Raw genomic sequence first — 18514 nt, 5'->3', positions numbered from 1 at the left:
AAAAAATGAAGGGAAGGGCGATGAAAATTTAGCGTAAGGGCGATCGCCCTCACGCTCACAACAGTTACTTCAGCAGAATCGCGCGCACGCTTTTGCCTTTGATCTTGCCCTCTTTCAGCTTGATCAGCGCTTTTTTCGCCTGCGCGGCGTCGATGGCGACATACGCATGGGTCGGGGTGAGATCGATTTTACCGATCTGATCGCCGCTGAAACCGGCTTCACCGGTCAGGGCACCCAGAATATCGCCGGGACGCATCTTGGCTTTGCGCCCACCGTCAATGCACAGCGTCATCATCGCCGCCGGCAGCGGCTGTGCGCCTTTGCCTTTCAGCGTGCTGGCCGGCTGCCAGTTGAGCTTCTGCTGCAGGTAATCTTCCAGCGCATGGGCGCGCACCATTTCGTCGGCCGCCACAAAGCTGACCGCCAGCCCCTGTTCGCCGGCGCGGCCGGTACGGCCAATGCGGTGAATGTGTACTTCCGGATCCCAAGCCAGCTGGAAGTTAACCACCAGCGCCAGCGATTTAATGTCGAGGCCGCGCGCGGCGACGTCGGTGGCGAGCAGCACGCGGATGCTGCCGTTGGCAAAGCGAATCAGCACGCGTTCGCGATCGCGCTGTTCCAGATCGCCGTGCAGCGCCAGCGCGCTGATCTGGCGATCGTTGAGCGCGGCTGCAATTTCATCGCATTCCCGTTTGGTGTTACAGAACACCACGCAGGAAGCCGGTTGCTGCTGGCTGAGCAGGGCGCTGAGCAGGTTGATACGCTCGCTGGCGCTGGCTTCAATAAACTGCTGCTCAATCGCTGGCAGTTCCGACTGCGCTTCGGTCGCTACTGCCAGCGCATCGCGCTGAAAGCGCTGACTCAGGCTGGCAATGGTATCCGGCCACGTGGCGGAGAACAGCAGCGTCTGACGCGAATCCGGCGTAAAGCCAATGATAGCTTCCATATCGTCGCGGAAACCCATCTCCAGCATGCGATCGGCTTCGTCCAGCACCAGGCTCTGCAACTGACTTAAATCGAGATTGTCACGCTTGAGGTGATCGAGGATGCGCCCCGGCGTGCCGACCACAATATGCGGCGCGTGCACCAGCGAGTCGCGCTGCGCGCTCATTGGCTGGCCGCCGCACAGCGTCAGGATCTTGATGTTGCGGGTGAAGCGCGCCAGCTGACGCAGCACGTTGCTGACCTGGTCGGCCAGTTCACGCGTCGGGCACAGCACCAGCGCCTGGGTATGAAAACGCCCGCTGTCGATGCGGTTCAGCACGCCAATACCGAAGGCGGCGGTTTTGCCGCTGCCGGTTTGCGCCTGCGCCCGCACATCGCGTCCGCTAAGGATGGCCGGCAGGGATGCGGCCTGAATCGGCGTCATGGCGTCGAAGCCCATCTCGCGCAGGTTGTCGAGCTGGCTGGCAGGCAGTTGCGTCAGGGTAGAAAAAGCAGTCACAGGAGCATCTCAGGTAGTAGCAGGAATAGCGGCGGCCAGTCTGGCAGAAAGGCGGGCTATCGGCAACGGCAATTGCGGTAATAATCACGCGGTGAAATTAGTCAGCCGTTGCGCTTTGTCAGTTCAATGATGAGGTGCAACTATCGCAAAGTTTTAATGAATGTTCCGAATTTCACACGAGGCAGCACGAACTATAAAAACGCTTTTTCGAGGGAAAAAATGATATTAGCGGCAGGTAAGCGGCAATATCGCGGCATGTTACGGCTATTTTCAGTAAGATTTCGCTTATATGTTACCTGTTATGCGGAAAATCTGAGTAAAAATCCTAACCGCTTTGCTTTATATTTAGCGCGCCATTTGGCAATTAATAATTACTTCAGAGGTCACCTCATTGAGTCACTATGTCCAGGGACAAAACGAAGACGTTCTGAAAATCGTCGGCCGCGCCGTGTTAACGCTGCATCTGCATGGAGAGACGTTATCCTCCGATAAAGTCAGCTCCATGATTGCCTGTTATGCGGAAGAAGAGCCTGTTAATGACGATGAGCACCAGCGCCTGTATGCGCTGGCGATTCAGATGTTGTCTTAAATCCAGCATTATCATCGGGCTTGCCGCGCCGGTGTCACCTTCCAAAGCCTCCTGCGGGAGGCTTTTTTGTGGCCGGGCCTGGCCTGCTGGTGCTGGCTGCGATGCGCCTTCAGGCGCTGAATACCGGCGTGCCGCGCTGGAACGTAGCGCGCACCGGCGCAATGCGCGCCACGGCTTCCGCCGAGCAGCTGGCGTCGACCAGCATCATACTGGCTTCATCCTGCAGCTGCGGCCACTGGCGCTCACCGCTATTGGCGAGCGGCAGAATGCCGCCGGTGGCGATATGCAGCGCGCGGCTCAGGCCAAACTCATCCGATCCGCGATACAGCTGGGCATACAGATTGGCTTTCTCCAGCATGCTGCCGGTGCCGAACGGCGACCAGTGATCGATCACGCTGTCGGTGCCGGTCATCACCGCCACGCCCGCTGCCTGCAGCTGCGGCAATGGCATCGTCAGCTTGCCAATCGGAATCGTTGATGCCACGCTCATCTGCTGTTCGGCCATGCCGGCGATAATCTCATCCAGCGCCTTACCTTCCAGCGTGGCGAGCGCGAAACCGTGGCTCAGTGTCACTTTGCCTTTCAGCTGCGGGTTACGGGCGATGGTGGCGACCATGTACTGAATGGCTGCCACGCCGGCGGCGCTGGTCTCATGCAGATGAATGTCCACGCCGCGATCGTAATCGAGCGCGATGCGGAACATCGCATCAAGCGAAGCCTGCATGGCACCATCCACGTTGGTGGGATCCAGCCCACCAACATACTGCACGCCGAGCTGCATCGCCTCACGCATCAGACCATCGACCTGCGAATGCAGCAAACCATGCTGCGGAAAGGCGACGATCTCACAGCGAAACGCCGGATGGTTGGCCAGCGCCAGCTGCAGATGTTCGAGACTTTTCAGGCCACTGACTGGATCGATGTTGCAGTGGCTGCGCGCTTCGGTGCTGCCTTTACTTTGCAGCAGGCCAATCAGCGCTTCAGCGCGCGCCTGCGAGGTTGGCAGCAGCTGGGGAATCAGCACCTGCTCGCGCGCAATCATATCCATAATGGTCTTGCCCTGCCGCGGACGCGGTGCCTGCCACGGTCCGCCGTAAAAGGTTTTATCCAGATGGATGTGCATGTCCCGCGTGCGCGGTAACAGCAGCGCACCGCCGGCATCCCACTGCGGCAGGGCAGGCTGGCGCGCCTGGCCGGCGGCGCTAATGGCGCTGAACTTGCCTTCTTTAATGGTGATGTCGTACAGCGCAGTGCGGGTGGCGACTATCTCCGCGCCGTCGCGCTCAAATCCCTCTTCGAGGCGCACATTCAGCAGCTGATAGTGCGCCACGGCAGGCGGCGGGGTGGACGAGACCGGTGGTGTGTCGGGGCGGGCGGCGCTGCTCATGCCAGCCATCATCAGGCTGCCTGCGGCAGTAAGGCGCACGCCGTGGCTGAGAAAATCACGTCGGCTGGAAGCGGTCAGAGGCATCGGAAACTCCAGGCAAAAGGAAAAAACCTAATCTGGCAAAACCGACGCCGCCGCGCTGCGATATTTCCCACTGCCTGGCAGTGGAAAAATCACTGCCACTGTAGCTGGCAGAATTGCACCAGCGCAGCGGCCAGTGCCTGCTGCAGCGCATCCTGCGGCTTACGGCAGAACAGCGCCAGCTCGAAATGGCTGATCACCGGTAAACCCTCAGCGCTGCCCAGCACGCGGTGACCGGGCAGGCGGCAGCTGGCGGGCAGCAGCGTCAGGCCGAGACCAGCGGCGCTGGCGCTGGCGAGGGCCACCAGACTGGCGCTGCTGTAGCTGATGCGCCAGCTGCGGCCGAGCGCATCCAGCGTCTGACACATCTCTTCGCGATACAGCCCCTGCTGCGGAAACACCACCAGCGGCAGCGGCGTCTGGTCAAAGCAGGGATGTTCAGCACTGTCCAGCCATAGCAGTGGCTCGGGCCGGGCGGCCAGCGGGCGATCGCCGCCCGGCTGCTTGATCAGCATCAGATCCAGCTCTTCGCGCTGCCATGCACGATGCAAATCGACGTACATGCCGCTCATCACGTCAAGACGCAGCTGCGGATGCTGTCGGCTGAATCCGGCCAGCAGGCTGGCGGTCGGGGCGGCAAAATCCTCCGGCACGCCAATGCGCACAATGCCGTCGCGCCACTTATCGCTCAGCACATCGTGCGCTTCGCCGTTAAGGGCGATGATGCGACGCGCGTAGCCGAGCAATTTTTCTCCCTCTTCGGTCAGCGCCACCTGATGTGAGGTGCGCTGTAACAGCGCTTTACCCACCATCTCTTCCAGCCGCCGCACCTGCTGACTGACCGTCGACTGCGACAAGTGCACACGCTCGGCGGCGCGGGTAAAGCTGGCGGTCTCGCACACCGCCACAAAGCTTAATAGCTGCTGCGGCGTAAACATTGGCTGACGATTCATTTATCCACTGCCCATCATGGTGTTATTTCATTTCCAAATAGTACTGTCTGCTGCGATGCTGACAACCTTTTCACTGCAGGATGGGTTATGAACCGACATGCCAATACGTTAACGCTGGCTGCGCTGGTACTGGCCGGGCTGAACATGCGCCCACTGCTGACCTCGGTCAGTCCGCTGCTGGGCCAGCTGCGCCACAGCCTGCATCTGTCAGGGCTGGCCGCCTCGCTGCTGCCGGCGGTGCCGATGGTGATGATGGGCGCGGTGGCGCTGTTCAGCGCCAGGCTGATGCAGCGCGTGGCCTTAAAGCCCTTACTGCTGGCCGGGCTGACGCTGCTGCTGCTGGCGCTGGCGGCGCGCGGCATAATCGACAGCGGCAGCGGGCTGGTGCTCAGCGCGCTGTTTGCCGGCATCGGCGTCGGCGTGGTGCAGATGGCGATGCCGGGTCTGATTCGTCAGCGTTTTAGCCGGCGTAGCGCGGCGGTCACCGGGCTGTGGGCGGGCGCGCTGATGGGCGGCGGCGGACTGGGCGCGGCGCTGTCGCCGTGGCTCAGCGCGCAGCTTGGCGTACCGCTGGCGCTCAGCGGCTGGGCGCTGCCGGTGCTGCTGGCTATCCTGCTGTGGCTACTGGTGCGCGTGCCTGCCGCGCCGGATGCCGCGCAGGTAACGCTGCCGCCGCTGTGGCGTAAGCCGCGCACCTGGTCGCTGGCGCTGAGCTTTGGCCTGGTCAACGGCGGCTATGCCACCTGCGTGGCCTGGCTGCCGGATGCGTATCACCGGCTGGGCTGGTCGGCGCAGGCCGGCGGCTCGCTGCTGGGCGTGATGATTCTGAGCCAGGTTGCCGGCGCGCTGCTGATGCCACTGCTGGCGCGCGGTGCCGATCGTCGTCCGCAGCTGATTGTCAGTCTGCTGTGTCAGCTGGCCGGGATGAGCGGGTTTCTTTTTGCGCCACTGCTGGCGCCGTGGCTGTGGGCCGCCATCGCTGGCTTCGGTCTCGGTGCCGCGTTCCCGCTGGCGATGGTGCTGGCGCTCGATCATCTGCCGCAGCCGCAAGCAGGCGCGCGGCTGGTGGCCTTCATGCAGGGCGCCGGATTCATCATCGCCGGCTGCATGCCGTTTATTGCCGGTCAGTTGCAGGTGCTCACCCACAGCTTTGCCAGCGTATGGCTGATGCAGGGCGTCGTGACGCTGGGGCTGATCGGGCTCAATCTGCGTTTTCATCCGCGCAGCTATGCGCGCGCCTTTGGTGCGGCAGTGCGCTGATTGGTCCTACCAATGTTATAAAAATGTAGCCACATGGTCACATAACACGAAAAATCACGCCTGCCGCGTTGCTTTGGGTTAACAATGCATTAACTATCTGGAGCCAGAAAGCCCGTCAGCCGCAATGTGGTCCTACCAATTGTGGTGCGGAACCGGGCAACAATCTGCGGCGCACGCCTGCTTTTGCCGATGCGCCGCATCCCTCTGGTGACCTCTGGAGAAACGGCATGCAGGTGTGGCAACAAAACTACGATCCGCTCAACAATTTGTGGCTATCCAGCCTGGTGGCGGTGATCCCGATTGTTTTTTTCTTCTTCGCGCTGATTAAGCTCAAGCTGAAGGGCTATCAGGCCGGTACGATCACCGTGGTGCTGGCGCTGCTGGTGGCGCTGTTGCTGTACGGCATGCCGGTGCCTCAGGCGCTGGCGTCGGTGGCGTATGGTTTTTTATACGGCCTGTGGCCGATTGCCTGGATCATCGTGGCGGCGGTATTTGTCTACAAGATCTCGGTGAAAACCGGCCAGTTCGATATCATTCGCGCCTCGATTCTCTCCATCACGCCAGACCAGCGTTTGCAGATGCTGATCGTCGGCTTCTCGTTTGGCGCGTTTTTAGAGGGCGCGGCAGGCTTTGGGGCACCGGTGGCGATCACCGCCGCACTGCTGGTCGGGCTGGGCTTTAATCCGCTCTATGCCGCCGGCCTGTGCCTGATCGTCAATACGGCGCCGGTGGCGTTCGGCGCGATGGGGATTCCGATCATCGTCGCCGGTCAGGTCACCGGGCTGGACAGCTTCCAGATTGGCCAGATGGCGGGACGCCAGCTGCCGTTTCTCACCCTCATCGTGCTGTTCTGGATCATGGCGATCATGGATGGCTGGCGCGGCATCAAAGAGACCTGGCCGGCGGTGATGGTGGCCGGCGGCTCGTTTGCCATCGCCCAGTACCTCAGCTCTAACTTCCTTGGCCCGGAGCTGCCGGATATCATTTCGTCGCTGGCTTCGCTGATCTGCCTGACGCTGTTTCTGCGCCGCTGGCAGCCGGTACGCATCTTCCGCTTTAAAGAGCCCGCGCCAGAGGTTGCGCCCTCAGGGACACAACGCTACACGCTGGCGCAGATTGTGCGTGCCTGGATGCCGTTCCTGTTCCTGACCGCGACCGTTACGCTGTGGAGTATTCCGCCGTTTAAAGCGCTGTTCGCCAAAGGCGGCGCGCTGTATGACTGGGTGTTTAGCGTGCCGGTGCCGCTGCTGCACGAGCTGGTGGCACGCATGCCGCCGGTAGTGAGCGCAGCAACGCCGTATGCAGCGCTGTTCAAATTTGACGTGGTCTCCGCCACCGGCACTGCGATTCTGCTGGCGGCGGTGATTTCGGTGATTTTCCTGCGTATGAAGCCGGCGGCGGCGCTGCGCACCTTTGGCGAAACCCTGAAGGAGCTGGCGCTGCCGATCTATTCCATCGGCATGGTGCTGGCCTTTGCGTTCATCTCAAACTACTCCGGGCTGTCGGCCACGCTGGCCCTGGCGCTGGCGCACACCGGCCAGGCCTTCACCTTCTTCTCGCCGTTCCTCGGCTGGCTGGGCGTCTTTCTGACCGGCTCCGATACCTCTTCCAACGCGCTGTTCGCCGCGCTGCAGGCGACCACCGCGCAGCAGATTGGTGTGTCGGATGTGCTGCTGGTGGCCGCCAATACCACCGGTGGCGTCACCGGTAAAATGATTTCGCCGCAGTCGATCGCCATCGCCTGCGCCGCCGTGGGGCTGGTGGGGCGCGAGTCCGATCTGTTCCGGTTTACCGTTAAACACAGCCTGATTTTTACCTGTATGGTCGGCGTGATCACCACGCTGCAGGCGTATGTCTTTACCTGGATGATTCCATGACTGAACCCACTCCGCGGCTGGCGGATACGCTGCGCGCGCGTCTTAGCGCCTGGATTGAAGAGCATCAGCTGAAACCCGGCATGCGTTTACCTTCGGAGCGTGCGCTGGCCGCCCGCTTCGGCGCGTCGCGCTCGTCGGTACGTGAGGCCATCCAGCAGCTGATCAGCAGTGGCGTGCTGATCAGTAAACGCGGCGGCGGCACCTGGCTGTGCGAGCCGCAGGAGCCGTGGTCAGAACAGCGCATCGTTGAGCCTATTCGCCAGCTGCTGGCCGCCGACCCTGACTACCGCTGGGATATTCTTGAGGCGCGCCACGCGATTGAGGCCAGCACCGCCTGGCACGCCGCGCAGCGCGCCACCGAGGCGGATAAAGAGCGGCTGCGCTATGCCTTTGACGCGCTGATACAAATGAACGACTGCGACGATCCCGAACTGGCCGCGCAGGCGGATCTGCGCTTCCACCTCGCCATTGCCGAAGCCTCGCATAATCTGGTGCTGCTGCAGACCATGCGCGGATTTTTCGATCTGCTGCAATCCTCCGTGCTGCACAGCCGCCAGCGTATGTACACCCAGCCGGTGATTTTCAACCAGCTCAACGCCCAGCATCAGGCGATGTTCGATGCGGTGATGGCGGGCGACGCCGACGCGGCGCGCCAGGCGGCGATGGATCACCTCGGCTTTGTCCACACCACCATGAAAACGCTGCATGAAGACGAAGCGCGCCAGGCCCGCATCACGCGGTTACCGGGCGCCACGCAGGTTACCCGTAAGGAAGACAACTGATGATTATTTCTGCTGCCAGTGACTATCGCGCCGCGGCGCAACGTATCCTGCCGCCATTCCTGTTTCACTATCTGGACGGCGGGGCCTATGCAGAACATACCCTGAAGCGCAACGTGGCCGATCTCTCTGACGTGGCGCTGCGCCAGCGCGTGCTGAAAAACATGGCTGAGCTGAGCCTGGAAACGCGGCTGTTCAACGAAACGCTGTCGATGCCGGTGGCGCTGGCGCCGGTCGGCCTGTGCGGCATGTACGCGCGACGCGGTGAAGTGCAGGCGGCACGTGCGGCAGCGAATCGCGGCATTCCGTTTACCCTGTCGACCGTGTCGCTGTGCCCGATAGAAGAGGTGGCACCGGCGATTAACCGCCCGATGTGGTTTCAGTTGTATGTGCTGCGCGATCGCGGCTTTATGCGCAACGCGCTGGAGCGGGCCAAAGCGGCAGGCTGCTCGACGCTGGTGTTCACCGTCGATATGCCGACGCCGGGCGCGCGCTACCGCGATGCGCACTCCGGCATGAGCGGCCCGCATGCCGCGCTGCGCCGTTACTGGCAGGCGGTCACCCATCCGCAGTGGGCGTGGGACGTCGGGCTGCACGGGCGTCCGCACGATCTCGGCAATATCTCCACGTACCTCGGTAACCCTACCGGACTGGAAGATTATATCGGCTGGCTGGCGAAAAATTTCGACCCGTCGATCTCGTGGCAGGATCTGGAGTGGATTCGCGAATTCTGGGAAGGGCCGATGGTGCTCAAAGGCATTCTCGACCCGGAAGATGCGCGCGATGCGGTGCGTTTTGGCGCCGATGGCATCGTGGTCTCCAACCACGGCGGACGTCAGCTGGATGGCGTGCTGTCGTCGGCGCGCGCGCTGCCGGCCATCGCCGACGCGGTAAAGGGCGACATCACCATTCTGGCCGACAGCGGCATTCGTAACGGGCTGGATGTGGTGCGCATGATTGCGCTGGGGGCTGACAGCGTGCTGCTGGGACGCGCGTTTATCTATGCGCTGGCGACGCACGGCCAGCGCGGCGTGGAGAATCTGCTGAGCCTGGTTGAGAAAGAGATGAGGGTGGCGATGACGCTGACCGGCGCGAAAACCATTGCGGACATCACGCAGGATTCGCTGGTGCAGGCGAATGCGCTGCTGAGCGAAGCCGGACTCAGCCCGGCGCGCCCGCACGCGGTGCGCTAAGCCAGGCAAAGCGCCGGCTCTTGTCTATACTGAATAGCTGTCTGACTAACAGGAGGAATGACATGACCATTCATAAGAAAGGATCGGCCCATTGGGAAGGCGACATCAAAGGCAAAGGTACGGTTAGCACTGAAAGCGGCGTGCTCAGCAACCAGCCATACGGTTTTAATACCCGTTTTGAAGGCGAGAATGGCACCAATCCGGAAGAGCTGATTGGCGCGGCACACGCCGCCTGCTTCTCCATGGCGCTGTCGCTGATGCTGGGCCAGGCCGGTCATCCACCGAAAAGCATCGACACCACCGCCGATGTTTCACTGGACAAAAAGGGCGACGGCTTCGCCATCACCAAAATTGCCCTCAACAGCACCATTGCGCTGCCGGGCATCGATGATGCCAAATTTGATGAAATCATTCAGAAAGCCAAAGCCGGCTGCCCGGTGTCTCAGGTGCTGAATGCCGAAATCACCCTCGACTATACGCTGAATAATTAATCGCCCTCACGGGTGACCAGCGGTAGACTATGCGATGCGCCTGCGGGCGCATCGTTGCTTTCTGCTGTCTGGAGGAGACGTGGCAAAAAAACTGGCTGCGACAAAACACTGGAAGATGATTGTGGTGTTGCTGTGCATCTGCGGCGCGCTGATGCTGATTCGCTGGGCGGCGATGATATGGGGCTAAAGGATTGGGTATGCCGCCACAAGCTCGGGGTGCTGGTGATGATTATTCTGGTGCTGGAACTGGTGCACTACCTGCTGACGGCCTCGTGGCTGCCGTGGCAGTTCTGACGCCTCAGGCATATTCGCCGTCATGCTCATGCTGGCGCAGATTGCGCACGCTGCTGCGCGCAATGCGGTAGGCTTTGCGCGGATCGCCCGCAACAAATTCAAAGGTGGGCGAATAGTAAAACGGCAGCCAGCCGCCGAAGCCGCTCTCCCACTCCCAGCGCACCGGACAGGGCCAGAGAATGCCGTCATACAAAATGTAATAAACCCAGCGTCCGTTGGGACGACGGGGGCGAGTTTTTTTCATGGGATTCACAACTGTAATAGTGTAAAGCAGCTTATATTTTGAACGCTGCGGGCCCAGGCTGCAATGCCGTCTGGCTGTTTTTTATGCAATTGATGACGCACTGGCACCGAATTAACGGTGCACTTCCCCACAAAGCAGCACCACGTTCGGCCGGACTTTATGGATGCGATCGGCCATCTGTTCGCAGGCCACTTTTGTGGGATAAATCCGCTCCGACACCGGCAGGGCATCACAGGCATCGTGGCCGCAGGCGCTCACTAACAAGACAAAACCAATCAACATAACCGACTCCTTCTGCACCATTCCCGTGGTACGGAATGCGTGGCTGTGTGTTCCTTTTTTTGATCCAGTATAGCTAAACGCCTCAGGCGTCAATGAACAGCCTGAGCGGCTTTTTTGTCCGAACAGAGTGATGATAACCAGCGCCGCGCCCATTAGCAGCACAATCTGGGCTAAACTGTGCGGCACTGACAACAATAAGGAGTGATATCTGATGTCTCATGAAATTGCCCATCCGGCCAGCAGCCCAAAACAGGCCGCCCTGCAACTGGTCATCGAACTGGTACGCGCCGGTAAACTGAGCCCGCTGCACGGCGATGCCTCCAATATGATCTCCATCTACGAACAGTTCAAGGCACACTTCGAAGCCGACAAGCAAAAAGATTCCGCCATCTCCTGACGTTCTGCCCCGGTGGCGCGCTGTGTCTGGCCGCGCCACTGTTTCCCGACTTTCACATAATCTCTTCCGTTTATTATTGCATCCCGATTAAATTTGCAGCGCGCTTTTTGATATTTCTCACAGATCCGTAACGCAAATCTGAAACCGGTTGCAGAAAATCTTTAGCGCGGGTATTCGTTAATTAAACCCCACACTGAGGAATGAATGATGCCAAAGATTCTACTCTGCTGCGCCGCCGGGATGTCCACCAGCATGGTGGTGCAGAAAATGGAGAAGGCCGCCAAAGAGAAGGGCGTCGAGGTTGAGATAAAAGCCGTTGGCATTGAAGAGTTTAACGATCAGATCGCGAACTTTGACTGTTGCCTGCTCGGGCCACAGATCAAATACAAACTGGCGGACTTCCAGCCGCTGGCGCAGCAGCTAAATAAGCCTATCACTGTGATTAATAGCATGGATTACGGCATGATGAATGGCGCGAAAATATTAGATGATTCGCTAAAGCTGATTCACGCCTGACGATTGTTCCGAAAATAAAATAATTGTTTACGCCTGTGCGCCAATGCACAGGCTTATTCTGTTGTTGCCTGATGCAAGGAGCTCGCCGATGAGCAGCATAAGCGAATCGTTATTTGGTGTGATTGAAAACCGCATCAGCCCGCTGGCCGGACGCCTCTCCAGCCAGCGCCATGTGATTGCCATCCGTGATGGATTCATCGCCTCGATGCCGTTTCTGATTGTGGGCTCGTTTATGCTGCTGTTTGCCCATCCGCCGTTCTCAGCTGACAGCTCATGGGCGTTTGCCCAGTGGTGGCTCGGTATGGTGCGCGCGCATGAAGCGCAAATTATGATGCCGTATAACATGACCATGGGCATCATGGCGCTGTATATCGCCAGCGCCATCGCCTATAACCTGGCGAACAGCTACAAGATGAACGGCTTTATGGCGGCCAGCCTGGCGCTTATGGCGTTTCTGGTGGTGGCCGCGCCGCAGAGCAACGGCACGCTGCCGGTTGGCTCACTCGGCGGCGAGGGCATTTTCACCGCGATTCTGGTGGCGCTGTTCGCCACTGAGCTGATGCACTTCCTGCAAAAGCACAACATCGGCTTTAAGCTGCCGGAGCAGGTGCCGCCCAAAATTCGTCAGTCGTTCGATCTGTTGATCCCGATCATCGCCATCTTCATCACGCTGTTTCCGCTCAGCCTGTGGGTGCAGGCGCAGTTTGGCCTGCTGCTGCCGCAGGCGATCATGGCGCTGTTCGCACCGATTATCTCCGCCTCGGATTCGTTACCGGCGGTGCTGGTGGCGGTGCTGCTGTGCCACATGCTGTGGTTCGCCGGCATTCACGGTGCGGTGATTGTCGGCGGCATTCTGCAGGCGTTCTGGCTGACTAATCTCGGCCTCAACCAGCAGGCGCTCAACGCCGGTGAGCCGATCACGCACGTGTTTATCGAGCCGTTCTGGCAGTTTTTCATCGTTATTGGCGGCTCCGGTTCCACCATGGGGCTGGTGCTGCTCTACCTGCGCAGCCGCTCGGCGCATCTGCGCTCGATTGGCAAGCTGAGCATTGTGCCCAGCATGTTCAACATCAACGAGCCGGTCATCTTCGGTTCACCGGTGGTGATGAATCCGATTCTGTTCATTCCGTTTATCTGCGCGCCGTTAGTCAATGCCACGCTCGCCTGGACAGCCACCAAAACCCACCTGATTAACCACGTGGTGTCGCTGGCCCCCTGGACCACGCCGGCACCGATCGGGGCGGCCTGGTCGACCGGCTGGGACTGGCGCGTCATCGTGCTGATTGCCGTGCTGGTAACCATCGCCACGCTGATTTACTACCCGTTTTTCAAAATTTATGAGCGGCAACTGCTGCAGCAGGAGCTTGAGCAGGCCGCCGCAGCGCAACCGGTTAAGGAGGCATGATGGAAATTGATGAGAGCACGGTCATGGAACTGATTATTCAGGCGGGAGAAGCGCGCTCCTGCTCGATGGAGGCGCTGCGCGCGGCGCGGCGCAAAGAGTGGCCACGCGCCGATGCGTTGCTGAGCGAAGCCAGCGAGGCGGCCAGAGCCGCGCACCGTATCCAGACCGAATTGATCGGTGCCGACGAAGGCTGCGGCAAAATTCCGGTCAATCTGATCATGGTGCATGCGCAGGATCACCTGATGAACGCCATGCTGTGCCGTGAACTGGCGGAAGAGATCATCCAGCTGCGGCGCGAGCTGGCTGCGGACTAACAAGGAGGCAGTATGCAACATCCCAACCCCGGTGCGTTTCCGCACGGCTTTCTGTGGGGCGCTTCAACCTCGGCGTATCAGGTTGAGGGTGCCTGGAACGAAGACGGCAAAGGGCCGTCGGTGATCGATAAAGGCCATTTTCCTGAGGGGATGACGGATTTCACCGTCACCAGCGATCACTATCATCGCTTCCGGGAAGATATCGCGCTGCTGGCGGAGCTGGGCCTGAAAACCTATCGATTCTCCATCGCCTGGAGCCGCATCTATCCGCAGGGTGACGGCGAGCTGAATCCGGCGGGCATTCAGTTTTATCAGCAGCTGATTGATGAAATTTGCCGCCACGGCATTGAGCCGCTGGTCACGCTCTATCACTTCGACCTGCCGTGGGCGCTGCAGCAGGATGGCGGCTGGTCAAACCGGCGCACCGTGGCCGCCTTTGAGCGCTTCGCCATCACCTGTTTCGAGCACTATGGCGACCGGGTGAAATACTGGCTGACCATCAATGAACAGAACATGATGATCCTCAAAGGCGAGGTGATTGGCACGCTGCCGGCCGGCACGGTGGATGCGCAGAAGACGCTGTATCAGCAGAACCACCATATGATGCTGGCGCAGGCCAAAGCGATGATTGCCTGTCACCAGCGCTTGCCGCAGGCCAAAATTGGTCCGGCACCGAACATCTCCTGTATCTATGCCGCCAGCGCCAGACCGGAAGATGTGCTGGCCGCCGATAACTTTTCAGCGATCCGCAACTGGCTCTACCTCGACCTGGCGGTGCACGGCCATTACAACAACGTAGTGTGGGCGTTTCTGCAGCAGCGCGGCTGGCTGCCGCACATTGAGCCGGAGGATATGGCGACCATCGCCGCCGGTCAGCCGGACTTTATCGCCTTCAACTATTATGCATCGGCCACCGTCAGTGCTGACATGCCTGAGGTCGCGCGCGGTGAGCTGAACAGCAAGCAGCAGGCCGACCAGCAGATGGCCGGCATCGACAAATCGGTGTACGTCGGCTGTAACAATCCGCATCTGCAGCAGAATCAGTTTGGCTGGTATATCGATCCGGTCGGTTTCCGCATTACCGCGCGGGAGATCTATGCGCGCTATCGGCTGCCGCTGATTGTGACAGAAAACGGTCTCGGCGCGTTCGACACGCTGGAGGCGGGCAATAAGGTGTATGACGACTACCGCATTGCCTATCTGCGCGAGCATATCGCTCAGCTACGACTGGCAATTGCCGATGGCGTCGAGCTGTTTGGCTACTGTCCGTGGTCGGCCATCGATCTGGTCAGCACCCATCAGGGCATCAGCAAACGCTACGGCTTTATCTACGTTAACCGCGATGAACACGATCTGCGCGATCTGGCGCGCTATCGCAAGAAGAGCTTTTTCTGGTATCAGCAGTTGATCCGCAATAACGGTGCACAGCCTGATGCGGAGGTGGAATACTAACGCGCGGCGCGGCGCGGCGGCATCCCGGCTGGATCGCCGCCGCGCCAGCCGCGTGATTAGCGGTGTTGTCCCGCCATCAGCACATATTTTACCTGCACATACTCTTCAATACCGTAATGGCCGCCCTCGCGGCCGTAGCCGGAGTGCTTGATACCGCCAAACGGCACTGACGCCGTACCGACTGAGCCGGAATTGAGGATCACCATGCCGGCTTCCAGTTTTTTCGACAGGCGGAAAGCGCGGCCAACGTCACGCGTCCACGCATAGGACACCAGACCGTATTCGGTGTCGTTAGCGCAGCGAATCACCTGCTCTTCATCACTGAAACGGTACAGGGCAAACACCGGTCCGAAAATCTCGGTGTTGTGCACGGCAAAAGAGGCGTCCAGATCGCACAGGATGGTGGGCTCATAGAACAGCCCGCCCTTCGCGTGTGGCTTGCCGCCGAGGCGCAGCGTCGCCCCCTGTGCTACCGCATCATCCACCAGCGCGGTGACTTTATCGAGCGCCATGCGGTTAATCAGCGGGCCAACCACAAATTCCTGCTGCATACCCTGATCGACACGGATCTCACTGACTGTTTTCACCAGTTGCTGCACAAAGGCATCGTAAATCGCGTCATGCACAAAGATGCGGTTAGGCGAAATACACACCTGGCCGGAGTTACGCAGTTTGGCGCTGACCAGCCCGGCCACGCTCTCTTCCAGCGGGCTGTCGGCGAACACGATAAACGGCGCGTTGCCGCCCAGCTCCATGGTCATCTTTTTCAGCGTGGCCCCGCACTGCTGCGCCAGCAGTTTGCCGACGCGGGTTGATCCGGTGAAGGAGATTTTGTGGATGCGCGTATCGCTGGTAAACGCTTCGCCGATGGCTTGCGGATCGCCGGTCACCATCTCAAACACGCCAGCGGGAATACCGGCCTGACGGGCATACTCCAGCAGTTTATACGCGGTAAGCGGCGTCTCTTCTGCCGGTTTGATGATCATGGTGCAGCCCGCGGCCAGCGCGGTAGCAATTTTGCGGGTGATCATCATAAACGGGAAGTTCCACGGCGTGATGGCCGCGGTCGGGCCGACCGGCTCTTTTACCACCAGCACGGAGGCGTTAGCATCGTGCGACGGCAGGGTATCACCGTTGACGCGTTTGGCCTCTTCCGCATACCACTCAATAAAGCCGAGACCGTACTCGATTTCGCCCAGCGCTTCGCTCAGGCATTTGCCGTTCTCCCTGACCATCAGTTCAGCAAACAGGTGCTTATCGGCGCGTACCAGATCGTACCAGCCACGCAGCAGGTCGCTGCGCTGTTTCGCGCTTTTTGCCGCCCATGCCGGAAACGCGGCACAGGTGCGATCAATAGCGGCCGCGACCTCGTCGTGGCGCATGAACGGTGCTTCGCCGACGAGGCTGCCGTCGGCAGGATTGGTGACTTTAATCATTCCAGTGTGCTCCAGTGTCAGAATCAATGTGACAACCTGGCAGTCAGCGCTATCGGGCTGGCTGCCGCTGTGCAGAAATGATGCGCGTCTGGCCTTTTCGCCACAATCGATTAAAATTGCTCCATCATTGAGAAAAACTGAACGGTTAACTGATGCGTGATTTGCCACCCCTGAATGCCTTGCTGGCGTTTGAATATGTCGCCCGTAGCGGCAGCGTGCGGGCAGCGGCTGATGGCCTGTCGGTGACGCCAGGCGCGGTGAGTCGTCAGATTCGTTTGCTGGAAGAGTACTTTGGCACGGCGCTGTTTCAGCGTCAGGGGCGCGGGCTGGTACTGACGCTGCCCGGCAATGCCTATTTTCTGCAAATCAACCAGCACCTCGACGGTATTCGCCAGGCGAGCGCCACGCTGCAGCGCAATGCCGGCCGCACGGTCATCCGGCTGCACTCGTTCACCACGTTCGCCACCCGCTGGCTGATTCCGCGGCTGGCACAGTTTCAGCTGGCGCATCCGGCGATTGACGTGCGCCTGACGACCGCGTCGGAATGGGACGATACGGTGGATTGCGACGCGGCGATTCGGCTTGGTGACGGTACGTGGCCGCAGCAGCACGCCACGCCGCTGGTAAAAAACGTGCTGGTGCCGGTCTGCCGTCCGACGGCTGACCGACGCGCCAGCATGCATCTGGCCGGGCTGGCGCAGCATACCCTGCTGCTGGTGCGCGGACGTCCTGATGACTGGCAGCGCTGGTGCGAAGCATTTGGCGTGGAAATGGACGCGCTGCCGCACCGGCGGCAGATGGAAAGTTCGGCGCTGGCCTATCAGGCCGCCATTGAAGGGCAGGGGATTGCGCTGGCGCAGCGCGTGCTGGTGGAAGCGGAGCTGAAGGCGGGCACGCTGATCGCCATGGAGGATTACCAGCTGGACTGTGGCCGGCACACCTATTATCTGGTGCGCCCACAGGAGAGCGTTAAGGCTGCTACGCTACAGCAGCTGGAGCAGTGGCTGGTCACGCAGGATACCGGCGAGGCGTTATGAGCGGCGAAATGGTCCATCTGCCACGGAGGCGCGCTCAATCAGCCGTCCGCTGAACGGCGGCAGGGGCGCAATCGCTTCGCCCTCCAGCATCGCCACCAGCTGCGCCAGCGTGTGCTGAATCATCTCCGCCACCGGCACGTGAACCGTCGTGAGCGGCGGCAGGAAAAATTCGGCCATGCGAATATCATCAAAGCCCATCAGCGATACATCCTGCGGCAGCCGTTTGCCCGCCGCATTCAGCGCCAGCGCGGCACCAATCGCCATATCGTCATTGCTGGCCATCAGCGCGCTGAACGGTACGCCGGCACTCAGCAGCTGGCGTGCCGCTGCCTGACCACTCTCCGGCGTCCACGCGCCCGGCAGTACGCGCGCCGCTTCATACGGCAGCTGATGATCGGCCAGCGCCTGCTGATAGCCAGCCAGACGCGCGGCGGCGGTGGGCGATCCCGCCAGTCCGGTGATAAACGCGATATCATGGTGACCGCGCGCAATCAGGTAGTTCACCGCATCACGGGTATTTTGCTGATGCGAAGCCCAGACGCAGTTCGCCGCGTGCTGCGTCAGACGGCGGTTAACCACCATGATCGGGATATCGTGCTGGTCGATGATCGCTTCCAGCGCGGCGGTGTCGAGAAAACGCGGGTAGATAATGATGGCGTCGCAGCGCAGATCGAGCAGAAACTCGATTGCCGCGCGCTCATCGTCAGCGCTGGTTTTGCCATCGGCGAGGATCAGCTGGCGGCCATAGTTATTGGTCAGCGTGGCCGTCTGGTACAGCAGCTCGCTGAAATAGGGGCCGTTAAACAGCGAATGAGTGACGATCAGGCCGATATTCTGCGATTTTTGCGTCGCCAGACTGCGCGCCAGCAGATTCGGGCGGTAGCCGGTTTCCTCTATCGCCTGAAACACTTTCTGCTGCGTGGATTTGCTGACATAGCGGTTGCCCGCCAGCACGCGCGACACGGTGGCTTTAGAAACGCCCGCTTTGCGGGCCACATCCAGCATAGTAATCATCAGCGCTTCGACCATCATTCCTGCAGGCTAAAAAGCGATAGTACCTGAAAATGCAGGGAAATTAATGGC

Annotated in this window: 20 protein-coding genes; 13 read left to right on the top strand and 7 right to left on the bottom strand. The window is 60.2% G+C overall.

Going from position 1 to position 18514, the window contains the following annotated elements; all coding sequences use genetic code 11:
• Nucleotides 1–64: 64 nt before the first annotated feature.
• A complete protein-coding gene (gene dbpA / locus AC6I8F_RS14920; RefSeq protein ID WP_498028178.1) occupies nucleotides 65–1444 on the bottom strand; it encodes an ATP-dependent RNA helicase DbpA in 1380 nt (459 codons plus the stop codon).
• Nucleotides 1445–1835: 391 nt separating this feature from the next.
• Here dbpA and AC6I8F_RS14915 point away from each other — a divergent pair, with 391 nt between their 5' ends.
• Nucleotides 1836–2033: a hypothetical protein gene (locus tag AC6I8F_RS14915; RefSeq protein ID WP_010618157.1), complete on the top strand. Its 198-nt coding sequence runs from the start codon at nucleotides 1836–1838 to the stop codon at nucleotides 2031–2033.
• A gap of 109 nt (nucleotides 2034–2142) precedes the next feature.
• Here the strand turns inward: AC6I8F_RS14915 and AC6I8F_RS14910 are convergent, their stop codons facing one another.
• Together AC6I8F_RS14910 and AC6I8F_RS14905 are read right to left on the bottom strand one after the other, a co-directional pair.
• Nucleotides 2143–3504: an amidohydrolase family protein gene (locus AC6I8F_RS14910; protein WP_498028177.1), complete on the bottom strand. Its 1362-nt coding sequence runs from the start codon at nucleotides 3502–3504 to the stop codon at nucleotides 2143–2145.
• Nucleotides 3505–3593: 89 nt separating this feature from the next.
• A complete protein-coding gene (locus tag AC6I8F_RS14905) occupies nucleotides 3594–4454 on the bottom strand; it encodes a LysR family transcriptional regulator (protein WP_031279666.1) in 861 nt (286 codons plus the stop codon).
• A gap of 87 nt (nucleotides 4455–4541) precedes the next feature.
• Here AC6I8F_RS14905 and AC6I8F_RS14900 point away from each other — a divergent pair, with 87 nt between their 5' ends.
• From AC6I8F_RS14900 to yniD, 6 genes are all read left to right on the top strand, one after another.
• Nucleotides 4542–5714 (top strand): cyanate transporter, encoded by a 1173-nt coding sequence (locus AC6I8F_RS14900; protein ID WP_498028176.1) that lies wholly within the window; start codon nucleotides 4542–4544, stop codon nucleotides 5712–5714.
• A gap of 227 nt (nucleotides 5715–5941) precedes the next feature.
• Nucleotides 5942–7591 (top strand): L-lactate permease, encoded by a 1650-nt coding sequence (gene lldP, locus AC6I8F_RS14895; RefSeq protein WP_058769354.1) that lies wholly within the window; start codon nucleotides 5942–5944, stop codon nucleotides 7589–7591.
• Nucleotides 7588–8373 carry a transcriptional regulator LldR gene (lldR, locus tag AC6I8F_RS14890; protein WP_058775192.1) on the top strand — a complete coding sequence of 262 codons (786 nt, stop codon included), beginning with the start codon at nucleotides 7588–7590 and terminating at the stop codon, nucleotides 8371–8373. Before lldP ends, lldR begins: the two co-directional genes overlap by 4 nt.
• Entirely contained in the window at nucleotides 8373–9563 is a 1191-nt protein-coding gene (gene lldD, locus AC6I8F_RS14885; RefSeq protein WP_498028175.1) for an FMN-dependent L-lactate dehydrogenase LldD, read from the top strand. The genes lldR and lldD overlap by 1 nt, the downstream gene beginning before the upstream one ends.
• 62 nt (nucleotides 9564–9625) lie before the next feature.
• A complete protein-coding gene (locus tag AC6I8F_RS14880; protein WP_498028174.1) occupies nucleotides 9626–10054 on the top strand; it encodes an OsmC family protein in 429 nt (142 codons plus the stop codon).
• Nucleotides 10055–10133: 79 nt separating this feature from the next.
• Complete coding sequence (gene yniD / locus AC6I8F_RS14875; RefSeq protein WP_021507251.1) at nucleotides 10134–10241, top strand: small membrane protein YniD; 108 nt, start codon at nucleotides 10134–10136, stop codon at nucleotides 10239–10241.
• Nucleotides 10242–10352: 111 nt separating this feature from the next.
• Here yniD and AC6I8F_RS14870 read toward each other — a convergent pair whose 3' ends face one another.
• Together AC6I8F_RS14870 and AC6I8F_RS14865 are read right to left on the bottom strand one after the other, a co-directional pair.
• Entirely contained in the window at nucleotides 10353–10592 is a 240-nt protein-coding gene (locus AC6I8F_RS14870) for a hypothetical protein (RefSeq protein ID WP_021507249.1), read from the bottom strand.
• Nucleotides 10593–10703: 111 nt separating this feature from the next.
• Entirely contained in the window at nucleotides 10704–10874 is a 171-nt protein-coding gene (locus AC6I8F_RS14865; RefSeq protein WP_007887091.1) for a hypothetical protein, read from the bottom strand.
• Nucleotides 10875–11085: 211 nt separating this feature from the next.
• Between AC6I8F_RS14865 and AC6I8F_RS14860 the strand changes: the two genes are divergently transcribed.
• The 5 genes from AC6I8F_RS14860 to AC6I8F_RS14840 all read left to right on the top strand — a co-directional run bounded on the left by AC6I8F_RS14860 (nucleotide 11086) and on the right by AC6I8F_RS14840 (nucleotide 14958).
• Entirely contained in the window at nucleotides 11086–11271 is a 186-nt protein-coding gene (locus tag AC6I8F_RS14860; RefSeq protein WP_021507248.1) for a hypothetical protein, read from the top strand.
• A gap of 207 nt (nucleotides 11272–11478) precedes the next feature.
• Complete coding sequence (locus tag AC6I8F_RS14855) at nucleotides 11479–11787, top strand: PTS sugar transporter subunit IIB (RefSeq protein WP_031279665.1); 309 nt, start codon at nucleotides 11479–11481, stop codon at nucleotides 11785–11787.
• 88 nt (nucleotides 11788–11875) lie between these two features.
• Entirely contained in the window at nucleotides 11876–13192 is a 1317-nt protein-coding gene (locus tag AC6I8F_RS14850) for a PTS sugar transporter subunit IIC (RefSeq protein ID WP_021507246.1), read from the top strand.
• Nucleotides 13192–13506 (top strand): PTS lactose/cellobiose transporter subunit IIA, encoded by a 315-nt coding sequence (locus AC6I8F_RS14845; protein ID WP_010618140.1) that lies wholly within the window; start codon nucleotides 13192–13194, stop codon nucleotides 13504–13506. The genes AC6I8F_RS14850 and AC6I8F_RS14845 overlap by 1 nt, the downstream gene beginning before the upstream one ends.
• A gap of 12 nt (nucleotides 13507–13518) precedes the next feature.
• The gene (locus AC6I8F_RS14840) at nucleotides 13519–14958 is read left to right on the top strand and encodes a glycoside hydrolase family 1 protein (protein WP_498028173.1); all 1440 of its coding nucleotides are present in this window, start codon (nucleotides 13519–13521) and stop codon (nucleotides 14956–14958) included.
• A gap of 56 nt (nucleotides 14959–15014) precedes the next feature.
• Here AC6I8F_RS14840 and AC6I8F_RS14835 read toward each other — a convergent pair whose 3' ends face one another.
• Nucleotides 15015–16394: an NAD-dependent succinate-semialdehyde dehydrogenase gene (locus AC6I8F_RS14835; protein WP_211726366.1), complete on the bottom strand. Its 1380-nt coding sequence runs from the start codon at nucleotides 16392–16394 to the stop codon at nucleotides 15015–15017.
• Between the two features lie 152 nt (nucleotides 16395–16546).
• Here AC6I8F_RS14835 and AC6I8F_RS14830 point away from each other — a divergent pair, with 152 nt between their 5' ends.
• The gene (locus AC6I8F_RS14830; RefSeq protein ID WP_338670467.1) at nucleotides 16547–17431 is read left to right on the top strand and encodes a LysR substrate-binding domain-containing protein; all 885 of its coding nucleotides are present in this window, start codon (nucleotides 16547–16549) and stop codon (nucleotides 17429–17431) included.
• On the opposite strand, the gene AC6I8F_RS14825 is transcribed toward AC6I8F_RS14830, so the two are convergent.
• Nucleotides 17426–18445, bottom strand: coding sequence for a LacI family DNA-binding transcriptional regulator (locus AC6I8F_RS14825; RefSeq protein ID WP_262258096.1), 1020 nt, complete (start codon nucleotides 18443–18445; stop codon nucleotides 17426–17428). The genes AC6I8F_RS14830 and AC6I8F_RS14825 overlap by 6 nt on opposite strands.
• Nucleotides 18446–18514: the final 69 nt, after the last annotated feature.

It is taken from the genome of gamma proteobacterium symbiont of Axiagastus rosmarus (assembly GCF_059730925.1).
Note: the sequence above shows the minus strand (reverse complement) of the source record. Positions and strands in the feature narration are given on the sequence as shown.

Coding starts and splice junctions, on each gene's coding strand:
- AC6I8F_RS14835 (WP_211726366.1), bottom strand. CDS start 16,394: ATGATTAAAGTCACCAATCCTGCCGACGGCAGCCTCGTCGGCGAAGCA.
- AC6I8F_RS14880 (WP_498028174.1), top strand. CDS start 9,626: ATGACCATTCATAAGAAAGGATCGGCCCATTGGGAAGGCGACATCAAA.
- AC6I8F_RS14870 (WP_021507249.1), bottom strand. CDS start 10,592: ATGAAAAAAACTCGCCCCCGTCGTCCCAACGGACGCTGGGTTTATTAC.
- AC6I8F_RS14830 (WP_338670467.1), top strand. CDS start 16,547: ATGCGTGATTTGCCACCCCTGAATGCCTTGCTGGCGTTTGAATATGTC.
- lldD (WP_498028175.1), top strand. CDS start 8,373: ATGATTATTTCTGCTGCCAGTGACTATCGCGCCGCGGCGCAACGTATC.
- AC6I8F_RS14840 (WP_498028173.1), top strand. CDS start 13,519: ATGCAACATCCCAACCCCGGTGCGTTTCCGCACGGCTTTCTGTGGGGC.
- lldP (WP_058769354.1), top strand. CDS start 5,942: ATGCAGGTGTGGCAACAAAACTACGATCCGCTCAACAATTTGTGGCTA.
- AC6I8F_RS14825 (WP_262258096.1), bottom strand. CDS start 18,445: ATGATTACTATGCTGGATGTGGCCCGCAAAGCGGGCGTTTCTAAAGCC.
- AC6I8F_RS14860 (WP_021507248.1), top strand. CDS start 11,086: ATGTCTCATGAAATTGCCCATCCGGCCAGCAGCCCAAAACAGGCCGCC.
- AC6I8F_RS14905 (WP_031279666.1), bottom strand. CDS start 4,454: ATGAATCGTCAGCCAATGTTTACGCCGCAGCAGCTATTAAGCTTTGTG.
- AC6I8F_RS14855 (WP_031279665.1), top strand. CDS start 11,479: ATGCCAAAGATTCTACTCTGCTGCGCCGCCGGGATGTCCACCAGCATG.
- AC6I8F_RS14865 (WP_007887091.1), bottom strand. CDS start 10,874: ATGTTGATTGGTTTTGTCTTGTTAGTGAGCGCCTGCGGCCACGATGCC.
- AC6I8F_RS14910 (WP_498028177.1), bottom strand. CDS start 3,504: ATGCCTCTGACCGCTTCCAGCCGACGTGATTTTCTCAGCCACGGCGTG.
- lldR (WP_058775192.1), top strand. CDS start 7,588: ATGACTGAACCCACTCCGCGGCTGGCGGATACGCTGCGCGCGCGTCTT.
- AC6I8F_RS14900 (WP_498028176.1), top strand. CDS start 4,542: ATGAACCGACATGCCAATACGTTAACGCTGGCTGCGCTGGTACTGGCC.
- AC6I8F_RS14845 (WP_010618140.1), top strand. CDS start 13,192: ATGGAAATTGATGAGAGCACGGTCATGGAACTGATTATTCAGGCGGGA.
- AC6I8F_RS14850 (WP_021507246.1), top strand. CDS start 11,876: ATGAGCAGCATAAGCGAATCGTTATTTGGTGTGATTGAAAACCGCATC.